The organism is Labrys neptuniae (assembly GCF_040797145.1).
GTDB lineage: Bacteria > Pseudomonadota > Alphaproteobacteria > Rhizobiales > Labraceae > Labrys > Labrys neptuniae.
On sequence record NZ_JBFNQD010000002.1, the window covers coordinates 434,914 to 453,991 of the forward strand.

At 65.5% G+C, this 19,078-nt stretch carries 21 protein-coding genes and 1 tRNA gene; 14 read left to right on the forward strand and 8 right to left on the reverse strand.

Annotated elements, in window-relative coordinates; translation table 11 throughout:
* Nucleotides 1-99 precede the first annotated feature (99 nt).
* Nucleotides 100-549 (forward strand): L,D-transpeptidase, encoded by a 450-nt coding sequence (locus ABXS05_RS09290; RefSeq protein ID WP_311939797.1) that lies wholly within the window; start codon nucleotides 100-102, stop codon nucleotides 547-549.
* A 172-nt stretch (nucleotides 550-721) separates the two neighbouring features.
* Entirely contained in the window at nucleotides 722-1,051 is a 330-nt protein-coding gene (gene trxA, locus ABXS05_RS09295) for a thioredoxin (RefSeq protein ID WP_068292695.1), read from the forward strand.
* Between the two features lie 59 nt (nucleotides 1,052-1,110).
* Here trxA and ABXS05_RS09300 read toward each other — a convergent pair whose 3' ends face one another.
* Complete coding sequence (locus ABXS05_RS09300; RefSeq protein ID WP_367623686.1) at nucleotides 1,111-1,947, reverse strand: beta-keto acid cleavage family enzyme; 837 nt, start codon at nucleotides 1,945-1,947, stop codon at nucleotides 1,111-1,113.
* Nucleotides 1,948-2,046: 99 nt separating this feature from the next.
* Here ABXS05_RS09300 and ABXS05_RS09305 point away from each other — a divergent pair, with 99 nt between their 5' ends.
* The 3 genes from ABXS05_RS09305 (at nucleotide 2,047) to ggt (ending at nucleotide 6,318) form a co-directional block, all read left to right on the forward strand.
* Nucleotides 2,047-2,949, forward strand: a complete 903-nt coding sequence (locus tag ABXS05_RS09305; protein WP_367623898.1) for a MurR/RpiR family transcriptional regulator — start codon at nucleotides 2,047-2,049, stop codon at nucleotides 2,947-2,949.
* Entirely contained in the window at nucleotides 2,946-4,301 is a 1,356-nt protein-coding gene (locus tag ABXS05_RS09310; protein WP_367623687.1) for an aspartate aminotransferase family protein, read from the forward strand. The genes ABXS05_RS09305 and ABXS05_RS09310 overlap by 4 nt, the downstream gene beginning before the upstream one ends.
* A 271-nt stretch (nucleotides 4,302-4,572) precedes the next feature.
* A complete protein-coding gene (gene ggt, locus ABXS05_RS09315; protein WP_311939787.1) occupies nucleotides 4,573-6,318 on the forward strand; it encodes a gamma-glutamyltransferase in 1,746 nt (581 codons plus the stop codon).
* A gap of 140 nt (nucleotides 6,319-6,458) precedes the next feature.
* On the opposite strand, the gene grpE is transcribed toward ggt, so the two are convergent.
* From grpE to ABXS05_RS09330, 3 genes are all read right to left on the reverse strand, one after another.
* Nucleotides 6,459-7,109 carry a nucleotide exchange factor GrpE gene (grpE, locus tag ABXS05_RS09320; RefSeq protein ID WP_367623688.1) on the reverse strand — a complete coding sequence of 217 codons (651 nt, stop codon included), beginning with the start codon at nucleotides 7,107-7,109 and terminating at the stop codon, nucleotides 6,459-6,461.
* Between the two features lie 98 nt (nucleotides 7,110-7,207).
* The gene (cmk, locus tag ABXS05_RS09325; protein ID WP_367623689.1) at nucleotides 7,208-7,831 is read right to left on the reverse strand and encodes a (d)CMP kinase; all 624 of its coding nucleotides are present in this window, start codon (nucleotides 7,829-7,831) and stop codon (nucleotides 7,208-7,210) included.
* Between the two features lie 29 nt (nucleotides 7,832-7,860).
* Entirely contained in the window at nucleotides 7,861-8,646 is a 786-nt protein-coding gene (locus ABXS05_RS09330; RefSeq protein WP_367623690.1) for a carboxyvinyltransferase, read from the reverse strand.
* A gap of 268 nt (nucleotides 8,647-8,914) precedes the next feature.
* Between ABXS05_RS09330 and ABXS05_RS09335 the strand changes: the two genes are divergently transcribed.
* From ABXS05_RS09335 to ABXS05_RS09350, 4 genes are all read left to right on the forward strand, one after another.
* Nucleotides 8,915-9,310 carry a TIGR02300 family protein gene (locus tag ABXS05_RS09335; protein ID WP_367623691.1) on the forward strand — a complete coding sequence of 132 codons (396 nt, stop codon included), beginning with the start codon at nucleotides 8,915-8,917 and terminating at the stop codon, nucleotides 9,308-9,310.
* Nucleotides 9,311-9,497: 187 nt separating this feature from the next.
* Nucleotides 9,498-9,573 (forward strand) — tRNA-Ala (locus ABXS05_RS09340).
* A 291-nt stretch (nucleotides 9,574-9,864) separates the two neighbouring features.
* Complete coding sequence (locus tag ABXS05_RS09345; protein ID WP_367623692.1) at nucleotides 9,865-10,176, forward strand: hypothetical protein; 312 nt, start codon at nucleotides 9,865-9,867, stop codon at nucleotides 10,174-10,176.
* A 210-nt stretch (nucleotides 10,177-10,386) separates the two neighbouring features.
* On the forward strand, nucleotides 10,387-10,644 hold the full coding sequence (locus ABXS05_RS09350; protein ID WP_367623693.1) for a GlsB/YeaQ/YmgE family stress response membrane protein: 258 nt from the start codon (nucleotides 10,387-10,389) through the stop codon (nucleotides 10,642-10,644).
* A 178-nt stretch (nucleotides 10,645-10,822) separates the two neighbouring features.
* On the opposite strand, the gene ABXS05_RS09355 is transcribed toward ABXS05_RS09350, so the two are convergent.
* The 4 genes from ABXS05_RS09355 to ABXS05_RS09370 all read right to left on the reverse strand — a co-directional run bounded on the left by ABXS05_RS09355 (nucleotide 10,823) and on the right by ABXS05_RS09370 (nucleotide 15,118).
* Nucleotides 10,823-11,770, reverse strand: coding sequence for a tagatose kinase (locus tag ABXS05_RS09355; RefSeq protein ID WP_367623694.1), 948 nt, complete (start codon nucleotides 11,768-11,770; stop codon nucleotides 10,823-10,825).
* Nucleotides 11,771-11,814: 44 nt separating this feature from the next.
* Nucleotides 11,815-13,041: an ROK family protein gene (locus ABXS05_RS09360; RefSeq protein ID WP_367623695.1), complete on the reverse strand. Its 1,227-nt coding sequence runs from the start codon at nucleotides 13,039-13,041 to the stop codon at nucleotides 11,815-11,817.
* A gap of 176 nt (nucleotides 13,042-13,217) precedes the next feature.
* The gene (locus tag ABXS05_RS09365; RefSeq protein WP_311939769.1) at nucleotides 13,218-14,102 is read right to left on the reverse strand and encodes a sugar phosphate isomerase/epimerase family protein; all 885 of its coding nucleotides are present in this window, start codon (nucleotides 14,100-14,102) and stop codon (nucleotides 13,218-13,220) included.
* Between the two features lie 140 nt (nucleotides 14,103-14,242).
* The gene (locus tag ABXS05_RS09370) at nucleotides 14,243-15,118 is read right to left on the reverse strand and encodes a LysR family transcriptional regulator (RefSeq protein ID WP_367623696.1); all 876 of its coding nucleotides are present in this window, start codon (nucleotides 15,116-15,118) and stop codon (nucleotides 14,243-14,245) included.
* A gap of 195 nt (nucleotides 15,119-15,313) precedes the next feature.
* On the opposite strand from ABXS05_RS09370, the gene metB reads away from it, so the two are divergent.
* From metB to ABXS05_RS09395, 5 genes are all read left to right on the forward strand, one after another.
* Nucleotides 15,314-16,507, forward strand: coding sequence for a cystathionine gamma-synthase (metB, locus tag ABXS05_RS09375; RefSeq protein ID WP_367623697.1), 1,194 nt, complete (start codon nucleotides 15,314-15,316; stop codon nucleotides 16,505-16,507).
* Nucleotides 16,508-16,538: 31 nt separating this feature from the next.
* Nucleotides 16,539-17,237, forward strand: coding sequence for a 5-formyltetrahydrofolate cyclo-ligase (locus tag ABXS05_RS09380; RefSeq protein WP_311939763.1), 699 nt, complete (start codon nucleotides 16,539-16,541; stop codon nucleotides 17,235-17,237).
* A 106-nt stretch (nucleotides 17,238-17,343) separates the two neighbouring features.
* Nucleotides 17,344-18,018 (forward strand): RNA polymerase sigma factor, encoded by a 675-nt coding sequence (locus ABXS05_RS09385; RefSeq protein ID WP_367623698.1) that lies wholly within the window; start codon nucleotides 17,344-17,346, stop codon nucleotides 18,016-18,018.
* A gap of 69 nt (nucleotides 18,019-18,087) precedes the next feature.
* Nucleotides 18,088-18,612 carry a DUF4142 domain-containing protein gene (locus tag ABXS05_RS09390; RefSeq protein ID WP_367623699.1) on the forward strand — a complete coding sequence of 175 codons (525 nt, stop codon included), beginning with the start codon at nucleotides 18,088-18,090 and terminating at the stop codon, nucleotides 18,610-18,612.
* A complete protein-coding gene (locus ABXS05_RS09395; protein WP_367623700.1) occupies nucleotides 18,609-18,956 on the forward strand; it encodes a cupredoxin domain-containing protein in 348 nt (115 codons plus the stop codon). The genes ABXS05_RS09390 and ABXS05_RS09395 overlap by 4 nt, the downstream gene beginning before the upstream one ends.
* Nucleotides 18,957-19,078 lie beyond the last annotated feature (122 nt).

Consider the following 19,078-nt stretch of genomic DNA (forward strand, 5'->3'; position numbering starts at 1 on the left):
TTTGTTCGGTTCCGGGCGGACTTGCATCCTGTGCGAAAGCGCATGGCGAATAAGGGCCCGGTACGGCCAATGTCAGCGAACCGCATCGAGGAACCTGTCATGCCTGCCCCGCATTTGAGCGCGAAATTCCGCTGGATCGCCGTTGCCTTCACGCTCTTCGTCGCCGCGCTCTGCCAGCTGGCCCCGGCCTCCGCGGGCGTCGTGGCCAAGGTCGATATCGCCAGGCAGCGCATGACCGTGATCGTGGACGGCAATGTCGAGGCGGTCTGGGCCGTGTCGACCGCGCGGCGCGGCTATTATACCCCGCGCGGCATCTACCGCCCCAAGCTGCTCAAGCGCATGCATTACTCGAAGAAATACGACAATTCGCCGATGCCCTATTCGGTGTTCTTCAAGGGGGGCTATGCGGTGCACGGTACCTATTCGGTCAAGCAGCTCGGTCGTGCCGCTTCCCATGGCTGCATCCGGCTGGCGCCGTCCCACGCCGCGGCCCTCTACCAGCTCATCCGGCACCGAGGCATGTCGGATACGCGCGTGGTGATCGGCTAGCCGCTGGATTTCACCGAACTGGGCCGGTAATCGCCTCGAATCTGCATATCAGCCGTGCACATTCGCGCGAGAGGCCATTCCGCTCCTTGACGCTGGGCCGGTGCATTCCTAGCTTGAGGGCAACGGATATTTGCATGGCGATTCCGCCATTCCCGCTGTGGAGATTCTCGAAATGGGTGCCAACACGATCAAGGTCACGGATGCCTCCTTCGCCAATGACGTGCTGAATTCGGCTGAGCCGGTCGTCGTCGATTTCTGGGCCGAGTGGTGCGGTCCCTGCCGCATGATCGCGCCCGCCCTCGACGAGATCGCCACCGAGATGGCCGGCAAGGTCAAGATCGCCAAGCTGAACGTCGACGAGAACCCGCAGATCGCTTCGCAGTTCCGCGTGATGTCGATCCCGATGCTCATCGTGTTCAAGGACGGCAAGCCCGTCGCCCAGAAGGTCGGCGCCGCTCCCAAGGGCGAGTTGTCGCGCTGGGTTTCGGCCTCGGCGGCCTGAGGCGAAAACTCGCTTCAGCATCTGCTTTGTGAATGAAGGCGGCCTCCGGGCCGCCTTTTTCATGCCGCCAGCGTTGCCGCACGCAGGGCATCGGCATCGCCGATCTTCAGGCCGATCGCCTCGATCGCCTGGCGTGTCAGCGACACCAGTTCGGCATTGTCCCGAGCCAGCGTGCCGTCGGGGCGATGAAGGTTGTTCTCGAAGCCGACGCGGGCGTGCCCGCCAAGTCGGGCTGCGGCGGTGACGCAGGCCGCTTCCTGCGGCCCGAAGGCGCACAGGCTCCAGGGATCGAAGCGTGGCATGTCCTCGGCGAGGAAGGGCAGAAGATCGGCGGGGCTGGAGGTCTGGTCCGCCGTATAGCGGCCGAGAACATAGAGCACGGGCAGTTTTTCATAGGGGATGAGGCCCCGCTGCCGCATGTCGGCCAGGCGCACGGCTTCGTCCGGCGTGTAGAGGATGATCTGCGGCATGGCGCCGATCAGCCTGAGGAACAGCAGCAATTCGGCAAAGGCTGCTTCCTCGGCGGCAACGGGCACGAGTTCGCGCAAGGCAAGCGATACCGCCTCCGGCCTGGTGGCGCGGATGACGGCCCTTTGTTCCGCCGGTGAATAGAGGCCGAGCGCCTCGCTGGTGACCTGCACCACGAGATCCTTGCCCGTCACGGCGGCAATCGCGGCGATGACGGCGCGATAGGCCTCGGCATCGAGCAAATGGCTGCCATCCTTGCGCCGGACATGGACATGGATCATGGCCGCTCCGGCCTCGAGACAGGTTGCGGCCGTCTGCGCCAGGGCGGAGGCCGTCATCGGCAGGGCCGGGTGATCCGCTTTGGTCCGTCGGCCGCCATTGGGAGCGACGGCTATGAAACGGGGGGCGCAATCCAGCGTAGCCGACAAATCCGTCTCCGGGTAAGGATTCATTTGTATCAATATGATAGCATATGATACATTTGTTTCAATAATCCTTCCGACGGAGCACAGGGCATGACCAAGCTTGTGGATCTCGACGGCCTGGCCGAGGAGATCGTCAGGGGCTTTGACGCGATGCCGGCGCAGATCAAGGCAGCCGCGCGCTATGTGCTGGAGAATCCGCGCGATGTCGCCCTTCTGTCGATGCGGGAACAGGCCCGCCGTGCCGGCGTGCAGCCGGCGACCATGATGCGGCTGGCCCGGCAATTGGGTTTCGACGGTTACGAGGCCCTGCGGGAACGGCATGCCGATACGCTGCGGGAAGCGCCGACAGGTTTCGCGGGCAAGGCGGGCGACCATCTTACCCGGCAGGAGTGCGGCGGCGACGGAGACCTTGCCGCCGCCATGCTCGCCATGCTCGGCGCCCAGCTTGGTGGGCTTGCGACAGCCAAGCCGCTTGCCGCATTTGCTGGCGCTGCGCAGGCGCTTGCTTCAGCACGCCGCATCCATTGCCTTGGCCTGCGGGCGAGCCATCCGGTCGCCTGGCACCTGCATTATGCACTCACCCTGATCGGCAGGCCCAGCGTGCTGCTCGACGGGATCGCCGCCACCGGCGCCGACGCCCTCATCGGTGCCGCCCCGGGCGAGGTGATGGTGGCTGTCAGCCTGCAACCCTATACGCGCCTCACCCTCGAGCTCGCCGAGCATGCCGCTTCGCATGGGCTGTCGGTCCTCGCCATCACCGACAGCGAAGTGGCGCCGCTGGCCAGGATCTCGCGCCATCACCTCGTCGTGCCGACGGCCAGCCCCTCCTTCCTGCATGCCGTGACGCCGGCCTTCGCGGCGGCCGAAGTGCTGGCTGCGCTGGTGGCCGGCCATGACGGCGAAGCCGCACTTGCCGCCTTGCGCCGGACCGATGCGCATCTGGCCGCCCTCGGCACCCACTTGACCCAGCGTCCCCAGCCGAAACTTCCGGGAGCCTCTCCATGAGCCATCTGCTCCACCGTGCCGCCAATGCCGTCATGCCGGTCGCCGCCGGGGGGCGCGGCATCGAACTGATCGATGCCGCCGGCAAGCGCTATATCGATGCCTCGGGCGGGGCCGCGGTCTCCTGCCTCGGCCATGGCCATCCGGCCGTGCGGGAGGCCCTGCACCGCCAGCTCGATATGCTCGCCTATGCCCATACCTCTTTCTTCACCACCGAGGTCGCCGAGCAACTGGCGGATTGCCTGATCGCCCATGCGCCTGCCGGGCTGGAGCGGGCCTATCTCGTCAGTGGAGGCTCGGAGGCCGTCGAGGCGGCCCTGAAGATGGCGCGGCAATATTTCGTCGAGAAGGGGCAGCAGCAGCGCCGGCATGTGATTGCCCGGCGCCAGAGCTTTCACGGCAATACGCTGGCGGCCCTCGCCGCCGGAGGCAATCAGTGGCGCAGGGCCCAGTTCCTGCCGCTGCTGATCGAGACCCATCATATCGATCCCTGCTTCGCCTATCGCTTCCAGGCACCGGGCGAGAGCGACGAAGCTTATGCAGCGCGGGCCGCACAGGCCCTTGAGGACAAGATTCTCGAATTGGGGCCGGATGAAGTCCTCGCTTTCCTGGCCGAGACGGTGGTCGGCGCCACGGCGGGCGCGGTGCCGCCCGTTGCGGGCTACTTCGCCCGCATCCGCGAGATCTGCGACCGCTACGGTGTCTTGCTCATCCTCGACGAAGTCATGTGCGGCATGGGGCGTACGGGCACGCTGCATGCCTGCGAGCAGGAGGGCGTGGCGCCCGATCTCATGACCATCGCCAAGGGCCTCGGCGGCGGCTATCAGCCGATCGGCGCCGTCCTGCTCAGCGGCGCGATCTTCGAGGCCTTCGCCGGAGGTTCGGGATTCTTCCAGCATGGCCACACCTATATGGGCCATGCCATGGCCGCCGCGGCCGCCTTGGCCGTACAGGAGACAATCGTGCGCGATAATCTTCTGGCCAATGTCGTCGTCATGGGCGGCCACCTGCAGGAACGGCTGGAGCAACGTTTCGCCAACCATTCCCATATCGGCGACATCAGGGGCCGCGGCCTGTTCCGCGCCATCGAGTTCGTCGCCGAGCGCAGCAGCAAGCAGCCCTTCGATCCCGCGCTCAAGCTCCACGCCGCCGTCAAGCGCGAGGCCATGGCGCGCGGGCTGATGATCTACCCGATGGGCGGTACCATCGATGGCGTCGAGGGCGACCATGTCCTGCTGGCACCACCCTTCATCATCGAGCGCAACGAGGTCGATGCCGTGGTCGAGCGCCTTGGCGATGCGGTCGATGCGGCCGTGGCCAGCCTGCCGGTGGCAAAGCGCCGAACGATTTCTTGAGGCTGAGAGGGTGCCGGGTCAGACACGGCTCTATCGACGCAAGCCGAAATCCCGTCTAGCAATGAGACCTTCGGAGGCGTGCGCCGCCGGCGGGCCGTTGATGCGGTCCCGGGGAGCGGTCGTGCCGAGATGATCGATGTTCCCGAGCAAGTCGGGTGCAGCGGAGGCCTGATTCTCTCAACCTGGTTCGAATCAGGCTCTGAACGTCAAGGAAATGAGCGCGGCGTTCCGGCCTCGGGGGGCGGAAACCGCGCAGTCAGAGGAGGAGCCTATGCACCACGTCCGTCCGGTGACCGTCACCGGTCTTGTCGTCGCACTGACCTTCGCACCCCTTGCAGGGGCCCATGCCGCTTCGCCGGCGCCGGTGGAGGCCGAGCACGGCATGGTCGTCACCACCCAGCGCCTGGCCACCCAGGCTGGCGTGGATGTCCTCAAGAAAGGCGGCAACGCCATCGATGCCGCCGTGGCGGTCGGCTACACGCTGGCGGTGGTCTGGCCGGAAGCCGGCAATATCGGTGGCGGCGGCTTCATGACCATCCGCACCAAGGACGGCAAGTCGACCTTCATCGATTTCCGCGAACGGGCGCCTAACGCTGCCACCAAGAACATGTATCTCGACGACAAGGGCAATCCGGTGAAGGGCGCCTCCACGGATGGCTATCTCGCCGTCGGCGTGCCCGGCTCGGTGGCAGGCTTCGAATATGCCCGCGAGAAATATGGCTCCCTGCCGCGCAAGGATTTGATGGAAGCCGCCATTCGCTATGCCAAGGATGGCTATGTGCTCGGCCAGGGCGACGTCGCCTCGGTGAAGGAGAATGCCGACTGGCTCAAGCGCGATCCCAACGCGGCCAAGATCTTCCTGCAGGCCGACGGCAAGCCGCATGCGGTCGGCGACACCTTCAAGCAGCCCGATCTCGCCGCCTCGCTTTCCGCCATTTCCGAAAAGGGCCAGGATGCCTTCTACAAGGGCGCGATCGCCGATGCCATCGTCAAGGCGTCCGGCGCCAAGGGCGGCATCCTCAAGAAGGAGGATTTCGAGCAGTACAAGGTGCGCGAGCTCGAGCCGGTGAAGTGCAATTATCGCGGCTACGACATCATCTCCTCGCCCCCGCCGAGCTCCGGCGGCGTGATCATCTGCGAGATCCTCAACGTGCTGGAGGGCTATCCGCTCTCCTATCTCGGCGCTGATTCGGCCAATACCGTGCATCTGATGGTGGAGGCGATGCGCTACGCCTATGTCGACCGCAATTCCAGCCTGGGCGATCCCGATTTCGTCAAGAACCCCGTCCCGCATCTGCTCGACAAGAACTACGCCGCCGAGATCCGGGCCAAGATCAATCCCTACAAGGCCGGCGTTTCCAAGGAGCTGATGCCCAAGGGCATGGGCGAGTCCAAGGAAACCACGCATTATTCGATCATCGACAATGACGGCAATGCCGTCGCCGTCACCTATACGCTGAACGGCTCCTATGGCGCCGGCGTGGTGGCCGAGGGTACCGGCATCCTGCTCAACAACGAGATGGACGACTTCACCGCCAAGCCCGGCGTGCCCAACCTCTACGGGCTGGTGCAGGGCGAGGCCAATGCCATCGAACCCAAGAAGACGCCGCTTTCCTCGATGAGTCCCACCGTGGTCACCAAGGATGGCAAGCCCTTCATGGTGATCGGCAGCCCCGGCGGCTCGCGCATCATCACCATCACGCTGCAGGCCATCCTCAATGTGATCGACCATGGCCTGGATATCCAGGAAGCCGTCGATGCGCCGCGCATCCACCATCAATGGCTGCCCGACCAGATCTATACCGAGCCCCAGGCGCTCTCGCCCGACACGGTGAAGCTGCTGGTCGAGATGGGCTACAAGGTGGATGAGGGCGACCCGGCCTGGCCGGTCTGGGGCAAGGCGGCCGGCATCCTGGTCGGCGGCAAGGATCTCGCCACCATCAAGAAAGGCGACGGTGCCCGTTACAACGGCGCCATGGACAGCCGCGTCGAATCAGGCCTGGCGGCCGGATATTGAGGCTGTCTCTCTACCTGAAAAGACCGTGACATTTGTCATTGCCGGGCTCGGCCCGGCAATCCAGTCCGGCTTTCGGGAGAACTCGACATCTGGATGCCCGGGTCAAGCCCGGGCATGACAAGGATCGGTGTTTATTGGATTCAGGCCTGCTTTTCGGCTTCGGCGGCCTGCTTCGGGCCGCCGCGGGCGACGCCGACCATGGCCGGGCGCAGCACGCGCGAGCCGATCGAATAGCCGACCTGCACCACCTGGGCCACGGTGCCGTTGGGCACGGAGGGATCGGGGATCTCGAACATCGCCTGATGGAAATTGGGGTCGAAACGCTCCCCCTTGGGGTCGAGCTTCTTGACGCCGTGCTTTTCCAGTGAGCGCAGCATTTCCTTCTCGGTGAGCTCCACGCCCTCCATCAGCGCCTTGACGGCGGCATCGGTCTCGCGAGCCTCGGCAGGGACGCTCGCCAAAGCACGTTCCATGTTGTCGGCGACGCCGAGCATGTCGCCGGCGAATTTGGCGATGGCATATTGGCGTGCATCGTTGAGTTCGCGCTCGCCGCGGCGGCGCACATTCTCGATCTCCGCCATGGCGCGCAACACGCGGTCCTTCAGCTCGGCATTCTCGGCCTGCAGCTTGGTGAGAACCTCGAAGGCGTTGTCGTTCTCGGCGGTCTGGTCGGCGCCGGCTTGTTCGCCACCAGCCTGGCCCGCGCTGTCCGCCGTCGGCGCCGCCGGGGCGGCCGCCTCGGCCGCGGCGCGGGTCTCGGTTTCGGCTTCGGGTTTGGTCTTGCTGGTCATTTCACCTTTTCCAACTCATGTTCGGCCGGGATATCAGCGTCCTCGCCGATAAAATCAAGGGTTGATGCTGCGGACAACCTTAATCCGCCCATTTTGAATCAACGCCGATGGCGCTCGACCAGAGCCAGGGCGGCGGCAAAGGCGCTCTCGACGTCGAGGGCGGTGGTGTCGAGCACATGGGCGTCGGGCGCCGGCTTGAGGGGGGCATCGGCGCGGCCGGCGTCACGGGCATCGCGCTTGCGGATATCGGCGAGCACGGATTCGAAAGGCGGGGCATCGCCGCGCTTTTCGAGCTCGAGATGGCGCCGGCGTGCCCGGATCTCGGCATCGGCGGTAACGAAGATCTTCACCTCGGCGCCGGGCGCGATAACCGTGCCGATGTCGCGCCCATCGAGCACGGCGCCGCCGCGCTGATGGGCGAAGCGACGTTGCAGGTCGAGCAGGGCCTTGCGCACCTTGGGGTGGGCGGCGACCACCGAGGCCGCTTCGCCCATTTCCCGCCCGCGCAGCCGGTTCTCGTCGAGGCTGCCGACATCGAGCCCGTCGGCGATCTCGGCGGTGGCGTCCGCATCATCGAGATCGAAGCCGCCATCGATGGCGGCTCGTCCGACGGCGCGATAGAGCAGGCCGGTGTCGAGATGGGGCAGGCCGAGATGGGCGGCCAGGCGCTTGGCCAGGGTGCCCTTTCCGGAGGCGGCGGGGCCATCAATGGCGATGATCATGACGAGGCACCAGGACTAAACATCAGCGACTACACATCAGCGGAGGAAGGCGGAGTTTCCGCCGGTAAGGTTATGGTCGCGGGTCGCAGCGTCGGGCGGCCCTGAAGCACGATGAGGCGTGCGGAGCGCTCGGACGCTGTCGCGACATCCGCTCCGAAGAGCCGAAACAGGCATATGGCTTCGTCTCCGGCCGCCTGCGGCGCGACGACGCGGGTCTCACCGGGCGCATTGAGGCCGGCGAGCAGCACGGCCGAGATCGCCAGGTCCGGCTTGATCGGGGATGAAGTGCCGCCCTCGGGCATCTGCCAGACGATCGGCACCGCGTCGACGGCACCCCGCAAGGTCAGGGGCAGGCGTGTGCCCTCGGCCGAGGTGACGATCTCGGCGCCCATCCGCGTCAGGGGCACCAAGGCAGGCGCTATCGGGCAGGCCTGCAAGGTGGGATCGCCATCGAAGCTGGCCGTGACGCCGTGGCTGGCGGCAACGCCCATCATCAGGACAGCGCCTGCCAGGGATCCCCCCAAATCGAGGCTGCCTTCCGGCGAGAGCAGGCCGCCGACCCCGACGCCGTGAATGCGCCAGCTTCCGTCCGCGGCGCGCTCGATCGCCGCACCCAGCCTGCGGCAGGCCTCGGCGGTTGCCAGGATGCCATCGCTTTCAGGAAGGTTTTCGATACGCGTCTCGCCCACGCTGAGGAGGCCGAGGACGATGGTGAGCAGACCGGCTGTATCGTCGCGTGCCGCCGGGTTTGCCCGACCCTGCTCCGGGGACCGGTGCGCAGGAAGCGAAACGGCGTGGGAGGGCGATGCGGGCAAGGAGCGGCTCCGAACAGGCGGAAGGAATTTGCGGCAGGGCGGAATGCCGATGGCGAGGGGCTCGGCCCCGCATGGGCAGACCTGGAAGTCCGCCCGGCCAAACGCCCTAGCATGGATGGCCCGAAGGGCAAAGCCGGCGGTGGGAGGAATTCTTGATTCAACCCCTTGCCAGATCGCGAAAAAACGCCATCTTTGCGATTCTGATTGACATAGGGGCTTCTAGTCTGTAGCGGCCTCGCACTTCGATTTCCGACATAAGGTACACGCCGTGGCCAGACCCGAACTTGGCACGAAACGCGTCTGTCCGACGACTGGGCGCAAATTCTACGATTTGAACAAGGATCCGATCATCTCGCCCTATACCGGCCAGGTGGTCACCATTGCAGCACCGCTCCTGCGCGGCCGTCCCGATGCGGTCGCTCCGCGCGCCGCCGATCAGACCGAGGACGACAACGATCTCGATCAGAACGCGGACGCCGAACTGATCAGCCTCGAAGAGGCCGATGACGAGGCGAGCGCCGCCAAGGCTGTGGTCGGCGACGACGACATCGATGTCGAGGATGATCCGGTCTCCGACGACACCTTCCTCGAAGAAGACGAGGACGAGAATGACGACGTCACCGATCTGATCGGCGACGGCATCGAGGACGACGAGGAAAGCTGAGGCTCGCAACGAGCTCGTTCAGGGACGCGGAGCCGGCCCGGTACCGCGTCTTTTCTCCAATCGAAAGATTTTACAAAATTTCTTCACAAGACGTCTTGCATCGGGCCGCGAAACGTGACAAACGAGCGGCCCGTCGGCGGTGACGCCGAGGGACACCGAAGCAGCTCCCAGGCCGCTTCGCAAAAGTGGGGTCATAGCTCAGCTGGGAGAGCGCTACAATGGCATTGTAGAGGTCGGCGGTTCGATCCCGCCTGGCTCCACCACTTTCTTCCAGGACTTCAATGGCAGAAGTCAGGTTGCACCAAGCCCGCCGGCATCGAGCGGGCTTTTTTATTGCGCGATGAAAGCCTCTAAGGATTGCATTGCCTCTGTGCTGATGAGCGCCTAGAGTTTGATGGCGTTCCGTTCGGTTATCTCGAATGCCCGTCGATCATTGCAGCTCGATTGCTGCTTGCCGAGTTCGCCTGGTTCTGTGTTTCGCAGGCGATAGCCCGGATGACCGGGGTCAGCGAAAATGACCGAGGCAAGAGATGCCAAGCAAAGGGAGATAAAGCATGCGCTTTTCACTCAAGGCCTTGTTCGCTGTCGTCATGATGCTCGGCGGACTGGCTCTGACTTCGGCGCCGTCTTCGGCCCTGCCGGTTGCGCCGGTCGAGCGGATGGCCCCCATGGCAAACACGCTGGAAGGCACGGCCCAGGTCCAGCAGGCGCAGTATTACTATTATCGCCGGCACTACCGGCCGCGCTATTACCGACCGCGCTACTACCGGCCCTACCGGTATTATCGCCCCTATCGGCGCTATTATCGGCCGCGCTACTACTATTACCGGCCCTATTACCACCGTCGGTACTATTACGGCTATTGAGCCCTGCGGGTTTCGTCGTCGGGAGGCCCGCTGGTCGGGCCTCCCGATTCGATGTGGAACCATGACCCGATCCATGCGTTCTCACCGCGGGGCCAGCAGGGTCCCGTCTCGGTGCCATAGCGCCTTGCGAAGCCGGCAGCCTTGCCGCCAGTCGCAGGAATTGCCTTCAGCGGGCGTGCTTGGCTCCTGGCTTCACGAGAGGGGTGCAGTATGGAGAATCCGCAAGTGGGTTGGATCGGAGCCATCGTCATCGGCGGCCTGGCGGGGTGGCTGGCCGAAATGTTCATGAAGAGCGATATGGGCATCCTCATGAACATCATTCTTGGCATCGTCGGCGCGGCCGTCGCCAATCTGGTGCTGGGCATGTTCGGCGTGGTTCTGGGTGGCTGGATTGGGTATCTCATCGCCGGATTCGTCGGAGCCTGCATCCTGATCGCGCTCGGAAGAATGCTGAAACGATCCGCCTGAGGCGCCGACGACCTGCGCCCGACCGCTACCGGACGATGGGTGCGGGGCACGGCCCAGCCAGCGAACGCTGCTGGAGAACCCGGCCGGGCCGTGGCAGGGCGAGAGAGAGGCCCGATGCTCGGCCATGCTATCGTTGGCTTGCGACAGTTTCGTAACAAGTGCAGCGGGCTGTCGGGCTTCAGAGGCTGCGGGTTTGTGCCATGAAGCGGTCGAGTTCGATGAAACCCGCGCTCCCTTCCATCGGCCCCTGCATGGTCACGGTGTGGGCGCCGGCGGCATTGGCATAGCGTAGGGCCTCCGCGACCGGCTTGCCGAACCGGCGCGCCACCAGAAATGTTGCGCCGAAGCAGTCGCCCGCGCCGGTCGGATCGATTTCGGTCACCGCAAAGCCGGGCATGTCGGTGCGGCCCTCCTGGCTGAAATGGCTGGCGCCGCGGGCCCCGCGTTTCAGAACGATCTCCCTGACGCCCGTCGCCAGCAGGCCCGCCACCGCCTTGTCCTCGTCGCCCTCGCCGGAGAACAGCGACAATTCCTCGCCGGAAGGCAGGAAGAGATCGGTTGCCGCCAGTACGGTATGGAAGATCGCCTTGCTGCCGTCGCGCAGCATCTCGCGCCGGATATTGGGGTCGAAGGAGACTGTGCCGCCGCGTGCCTTGAGCCCCGGCAATGTCTTCAGGATCATGTCGGCGACCGCCGGCACCGGCAGTCCCGATCCCATGATGTGGAGATGGCCCGCTTCGGCGAGCACCGCCTCGGCCTCGGGCGTGGCGGCGATGCGCCCGGCGGCGCTGTCACGCATGTTGTAGACGAAGGCGCGGCCGCCATCCGGCCGGTAGCGTACGAAGGCGCTGCCTGTGGCCGCTCCCGCATGCACGGCCACGGCCGAGACGTCGACGCCGTCGCGCCGCAGGCGCTCGAGGTTCAGCGTGCCGAAATCGTCGTCGCCCACGGCCGAGACGATCGCGGCGGGATGGCCGAGCTTGCCGACCTGGTCGATGAAGATCGCCGGCGCACCGCTCGGGAAGGGGCCGACCAGCGGTTGCGGCTCCAGGAAGCCGTTGCCGGTAGTGGTCGCCATGATCTCCACCAGGATCTCGCCGATGGTGACGATCTTGCCTGCAAGCATGGGAGGTTCCTCGATATCGGAGAAAAGGAGAGCAGGCCTGGGGCCTAGCTCTGGAACAGCGTGATGGGCTGTTCACTGGCATAGATCGCGCTCTCGTCGATGGAGAACATGCGCTGGTGCATCAGGAGGGCGCCGCCAAGGGCCGGGCCTTCGACGCCGAGAGCGGAAACCTCGATGCGCGGCAGCGGAAAGCCCTCGAGCAGTTCGCGCTGCATGGCCTTGCTGACCTCGGCGGCGACATGGGTGAAGACCGGCGCGACAGAGCCGCCGAGAATGATCAGGCCGGGGTTGAGCACGCTGGTGACCTGGATCAGGCCGGCGGCGAGGCGTTCGCCCCAGGCCCGCGCGGTGGCCACCGCCGCGCCTTCCCCGCGTGCAAGGCCCTGTAGCAGCCTGTCGAGATCGGCTTCGCCGCCCTGGCTGCGATAGAAGCCGAGGATGGCGTCCTTGCCGATATAGCTTTCCAGATGGCCCGGCTTGGAGCGGCCGGCCTGGACACTGTCGCCGCCGAGCACGATCTGGCCGAATTCGCCGGCAAAGCCGGCTGAGCCGCGCAACAGGCGGCCGCCAATGACGATGCCGCCGCCGGCACCGTTCTCGATCAGCAGGAAGGCGACGGTCTCCGAGCGATGCGTGGTGTCGCGATAGGTCTCGGCGATGGCGAAGGCATTGGCGTCATTCTCGATCGAGATCGCGGGATCGAGCGAGGGGAAGCGCCGCTTCAATCGATCGGTGACCATCTCTCTCAGCTTCACGTCGCGCCAGCCGAGCATGAGCCCGTTGATCACGGTGCCGTCCGAGGCCAGCAGGGCCGGCAGGGTCACGCACAGGCCGCGCAGGCGCTCGGGCCGATCGAGGCTTTCGATGGCCTCGGCGATCAGCGCGACCATGCGGTCGGTGCCGGCCTCGGGGGTTTCGCGATAGGTCGGGAAGGGCAAAGTGAGGCGCAGGATCTCCTGTGCCAGCATGTCGATGGCGACGACCGTAAGCCGGTCGACGCCGATCTCCGCGCCCAGAAAGCTGGCGCCGGCAGGATCGATCTGCACCCGGATGCCAGGGCGGCCGGTCTTGCCGGCATTCTCGCTGCGCGGTTCGTCGCGGCGCTCGACGGCGAGGCCTTCCGTCATCAGGCCGGTGATGATGTTGCCGGTGGTCGAACGGTTGAGGCCGAGGGCCCGGGCGAGGTCGGCCCGGCTCATGCCAGCGTCGCGGAACAGGGCATTGAGAGCCCTGATTTCATTGAGATGACGGACGGTTTGCGGCGTTGCCAAGATGGGGTGATCCGCTCGGAAGGGAGGAGGACACTACAATGTCTTGCGACCCGATGGAATCGTCAAACCGCGCAAAGGCGCGTCGAAACAACGTGTTAGAACAGCGTTGTCCCGGTCGCTTGCATGGATGGCGCATGATGCGAAGCGGCGCGGGCGGGCCGTATAGCAAGCCGCCTTCACGGCGTGCGGGCCGTCTCGGCCTTGCGCCGGGCTTCGGCGTAGCGATCGTCGATGAAGGCCTTGGCGCGCTTGGCGAGTTCGACATTGTCGGTCCAGGTGTTGCGCCAGATCGCGCAGATGATCGAGAGATCCTCGTCGACCACTTCGGAGGAAAAGCTCTCGAAGGTGATCCAGTCCTCGTAGCCGCTGGCAACGAGGGCGTCGAAAATGGCGGGGAAGTCGATCACGCCCGAGCCGAGATAGCCGCGATTGCTTTCGCCGATGTGGAAATAGCCGAGCTTGTCGCCGGCAAGCCGGATGGCCTGCACGGGGTCGGCTTCCTCGATGTTCATGTGGAAGGTGTCGAGATGCAGGAAGATGTTGTCCGAACCGGTATCCTTGATGAAGGCAAGGCCCTGCGCGGTGGTGTTGAGCAGGTTGGTCTCGAAGCGGTTGACGATTTCGAGATTGAGGCTGACGCCGGCCTGCTTGGCCTTGTCGGCCAGGCGGGACAGCGTGGCCACGCTGTTGTCCCAGCCCTTGCGCGTGGGCAGGCTGCGATATTTGGTATGGGCCGAGAAGATGATGCCGCCCAGCTTGTGGCCGCCGAGATCGCGCGTGATGGCGACCGCGTCGGACAGGATCTCCTCGCCCCGGCGCACCACGGCGGCATCTTCGCTCGAAATGTCGCCTTCCAGGGGCAGGCCCATGGTGACTGTCACGGCAAGATCATAGTCCTTGAGGCGCTGCGCCAGCCAGGACACATCGAATTTGCGGGGATCGAGACGGGGAAATTCGATCAGCTTGTAGCCGAGGCGATGCGACTTCTCCATCGCGCCTTCGAGATCCTGCTGGGTGGTGCCGCCTGTCCATACGAAGGAATGAATGCCGAGTTTGTCCATGGTGGATCCTGCCCTGTTGCGCCGGCCGGGTTCCGTCCGGAACGTGCCGGCTCGATCATGCTTTTTTGGTCTTATTTTGTTGTGAGTAGCAGCAAACTTCTTTTCGTTCAAGCAAGGCCGCTCGCATCCTCTCGGCGATGCTATCCGATGGTCGCAACGCCCAGTCCCGGCCGCTCGGCGCGGGCGGCAACGAAACGAAGGCCCTCGCGCGCCCGATGGAGGGCCGGATTGTCCCGCCGGGCGGCATGGAGCGCATAGATCGAATGGGAGAAGGCCGGTGCCCCCTTCACCAGCCGCAGGCGCCCATCGGCGAGGAAGGGCGTGACCGCGCCGGCGCGAAAATAGCCCGAGCCCCCCACCGAGAGAATGTGGGTCAGCGCCAGGGGCCCGAGCGAAATCGCCAGGGGGGCGGCGGCGAAATCGGGAAAGGCGGCGCGGTGGTTGAGGGCGAAAGCCGGTCCCCAATCGACCTGGATGTAGCTGTCCCGATCCACCGTGCCGTCGGTGGCGGTCGTCACCAGCACCAGTTGTTCCTCCACCACCAGCTCGGCGACGATGTCGCGATATTGCGGTGGATTGTAGAGCGTGACCAGATCGAGCGAGCCTTCCCTGACGCGCTCGACCAGCGGGGATGGCGTATCGACCTCGACGCGCAGAGCGACGCGCGGGCATTCGCGATGCATCCAGGCCAACCAGTCGGCAAGAAGGGGATGCCAGAGGCTGAGCTCGCCGCCCAGGCTGATGCCGTCCTCCCGTCCGGGCGGCAGCGCCACCTCCTGCCGGGCACGTTCCCAAACCTGCACCAGCGCGGCGGCCGGTCCGACGAAGCGCTCGCCGGCCGGCGTGAGCCGGGCCCCGGCCTTGTTGCGGACGAAAAGGCGGCGGCCGATCTGCTGTTCGAGGGCCCGGATGCGCGCGCTGACCGCCGTCTGCGTCAGATTCAGGCGCTCGGCCGCGGCGGCGAAGCTGCCATTCTGCGCAATTTCCAGGAAGGTTCGTGCAAGCCCGATATCCATGAAAATAAGATTATGGATTTTGCATTGAACCGCAATAACAATGCGTTTGTCTGAGTTCATTTCCGATGTCACAACTCCAGGACCGCCTGATGCGGCAGGACGGATCCGCCGTGCGGCGGGGCGTCGGCCCGGTGTCTGGCCTGGCGGAAGCAAGACGCGTTTCGATCGAAACGCGGTGGTATCGAGTGAAATGGCATGACGGACGACAGGTCTCCCGAAACGATTGCCGCCAGCAACGGCATGGCGGCCGACAAGGCCTTCCGCGCGGTGGCTCCGCCTCTCTACCTCGCCAGTTCCTACGCCTTCGGCGGCTTCGAACAGGCCGGGACCTATGAATATGGGCGTACACGCAACCCGACGCGGGACCAGCTTGCCGAGACGCTGGCGGCGCTGGAAGGCGGGGCCGGCGCCGTGGTTGTCGCCAGCGGCATGGCGGCGGTCGATCTGGTGCTGTCGCGCCTCAATCCCGGCGAGACCATCCTGGCGCCGCATGACTGCTATGGCGGCACGCAGCGCCTCCTGGCCATGCGTGCCAACAAGGGCCAGTTCAACCTCGCGTTGGTCGACCAGACCGACGAGAACGCACTCGATGCCGCCCTGGCCCGGCGTCCAGCCCTGGTGCTGGTCGAAAGCCCCAGCAATCCGCTGATGCGCGTCGTCGACATCGCCGCCATCGCCGGCAAGGCCCATAGGGTGGGGGCAGCGCTTGCCGTCGACAATACCTTCCTCTCGCCGGCGCTGCAGAAGCCGATCGGCCTCGGCGCCGATTTCGTCATCCATTCCACCACCAAATATCTGAACGGCCATTCCGACGTGATCGGCGGCGCGGTGGTGGCTGCGAGGGCCGAGGATGTTACGGAGCTGGCTTTCTGGGCCAATCTGACCGGTGTCACCGGTTCGCCTTTCGATGCCTATCAGACGCTGCGCGGCATCCGCACCCTGTTTCCGCGCATCGAGCACCAGCAGCGCTCGGCAGGCGCGATCGCGGCGTTCCTGGCCGGCCATGACGGCGTTGCCGCCGTGTATTATCCGGGTCTGCCAGGCCATCCCGGCCACGAGATCGCCCGGCGTCAGCAGGCCGGTTTCGGCGCCATGCTCAGTTTCGAGATCGCCGGCGGCCCCCTGGCCGTCAAGCGCTTCGCCGAGGCCGTCAGGGTGTTCACCCTCGCCGAGTCGCTCGGCGGCGTCGAAAGCCTGGTTGCCCACCCCGCCACCATGACCCATCTCGGCATGGGCGAGGCCGCGCGGGCAGCCGCGGGCATCAAGGACAGCCTGTTGCGGCTTTCGGTGGGGTTGGAGGCCGAGGGCGACCTGCTGGCCGATCTCGCCCAGGCGCTGGAGGCGGCTCGCCCGCACGAGACTGGCCGGCAGCGGGCGTTTGGGACATGATAGCCGTACCTTCGATCAGGGGGCCGATGCCATGATGGAAGCCGATCGCAACGACGCCGACGATGCTGTGCGTCCCTTCGCCTCGTCAGCCTGTTTCGCTCATGAGGCCGAGGGCGGCCAGCTCGATACCGCAGCGCGGATGCAGGGCGAGCGTCGCGCGGAGATCATGGCCTGGCGCAAAGGAGAGCGGGCGCGCCTGATCGCCGAGCGCCTGGCCATGCCTGTCGATCTGAGAACCGGGAAGACCCAGGCGATCGCCGGACATCTCGATGCCGTCGTCGGCGATGTCGCCGGGCGGGTGGTGAGCTTCTACTGGCCCTTGCGGGGCGAACCCAATCTGCGCGACTGGGCCGAGGCACTCGCCATACGTGGCGCGATCACGGCTCTGCCGCTGGTGGTGGAAAGGAACGCGCCGCTGGTGTTCCGCACCTGGCGGCAGGGCGAGAAGCTGGTCAAGGGCTTCTGGAACATCCCGGTGCCCGAGGGCGGTCGCAAGGTGGTGCCCGACATCTGCCTGGCGCCGGTGGTCGGCCATGACGCCCGAGGCTTCCGGCTCGGTTACGGCGGCGGCTATTTCGACCGCACGCTGGCAAGCCTCCCGGCGAGCGTAGTGGCGCTCGGCGTCGGCTATGCCGAGGCGGCGATCCGTACCATCCATCCCCTGGCGCACGATATCCCGCTCGACGCCATCGTTACGGATCAGGGCGTACGGCGCTACCCCAGCGATTGATGGGCTCTCGCCCGCCAAGAGGGCAGTGGGAAGCGCCGAATTTCATCGGGAACCTTTGGAGACGGGACGCATCCAATCACGCGTTCCCAACGAGATATCGACTCCGATGTCCCATCCCGGTCTGCAGATTCATCCGGTCGACGACCTGATCGACAGGGCGATCCGGCGTGAGCCCGAAGCTATCCGTACGATCACGACGCAGCACAATCGCCGCCTCTATCGGATCGCCCGCAGCATCCTGCGTGACGACGACGAGGCGGAGGAAGCCGTGCAGGCCGCCTATATGCGGGCCTTTGCGGCGCTGCCGGCCTTTCGCCGCGATTCCAGCCTTGCGACCTGGCTGACTCGCATCGCCATGAACGAGGCGCTCGGCCGCGTGCGGGCAAGGCGGCCCGCAATCGGGATCGAGACGGGTAGGGCCCTTCTGGCCGGCGAGGTGATCCCCTTCCCAATCCAGGCCATGGCGGCCGATCCGGAGCGGACCATGGCCCAGAGACAGATCCAGTCCCTGCTGGAAATGGCGATCGACGAGTTGCCGGCGATCTACCGGGTTGTCCTGATGGCACGGGTGGTCGAGGAGATGAGCCTGGAGGAGACGGCGGCGCTGCTCGGCCTCAGGCCCGAAACGGTGAAGACCCGTCTGCACCGGGCGCGCCGCCTGCTGCGCGAGGCATTGGAGCGCCAGGCCGGCCCGCATCTGATGGACACCTTCCCATTCGATGGCTGGCGCTGCGAACGCATGACGCGAGCCGTGATCGAAAAAATTCTGTCCAGCCCCTGAGGCAGCGGAAACCAAGTCGCGGCGCCGGCATCCAATCTTCTGCAGACGTCTTTGCACAGGAGAAATGCCATGTTGATTGCCAGGCTTGCGGGAACAGCAGCCGTTCTCGCCATTCTGACCGCCGGCGCGCCGGCCCGGGCCGGCGGCCTTACCGATCCGCAGATCGCCCATATCGCCTACACGGCGGGCGTGCTGGACATCGAGACAGCCAGGCTGGCGCTGAAGAAATCGAAGAACAAGGAGGTCGTGGCCTTCGCCCGGAACATGGTCCATGACCATGAGGCCGTGAACGGCAAGGCGCTTGCGCTGGTCAAGAAGCTGAAGGTCACGCCCGAAGACAACGATGTCAGCAAGGGGCTGGTCAGCCAGGCCGAAGCCAAGCGCGCCAGCCTTGCGGCTCTCGAGGGGCCGGCCTTCGACAAGGCCTATGCCGACAATGAGGTCGGCTATCACAAGACCGTCAACGCCGCCCTCGCCGATACGCTCATTCCGGCTGCCGGCAATGCCGAGCTCAAAAGCCTGCTGCAGACCGGGCTCAAGATCTTCCAGGGTCATGAACTGCATGCCGAACATCTGGCGGGCTCACTGAAATGAGGCGTCACTCCGAGGCAGGAGCATCGTGCCGCGCCGCGCTCGGCATTGCAGCCGGCATGATACTGCTCTGGGGCGGAACGGCATGCGCCGCCACGATCGCGATCACGGTCAGCGATCTTGCTTTCGAGCCCGCCGTCGTCGAAGCCCGGGTCGGCGACGTCATCGAATGGCGGAACGCCGATTTCGTCGGCCATACTGCGACAGACCGTAGCGGCCAATGGGACGTCGCCCTGCCGGAGGGAAAGAGCGGGAGCATCCCCATGACCGCGCCTGGCGTGATGTCCTATTTCTGCCGGTTTCATCCGCAAATGACCGGCATCATCCGGGTGAAGCCGAAGCTGTGACGGCCAGACAGTGCCGGCAAAGGCGTCGGCATTGTCTTTTCTCCCCCTAGGGGCGAGAGGTGGGCCTCGCCTTGCAGCCCGGCTCCCGCGGTGACATGCTGGGGTCCTGCCTATTCTCCGCG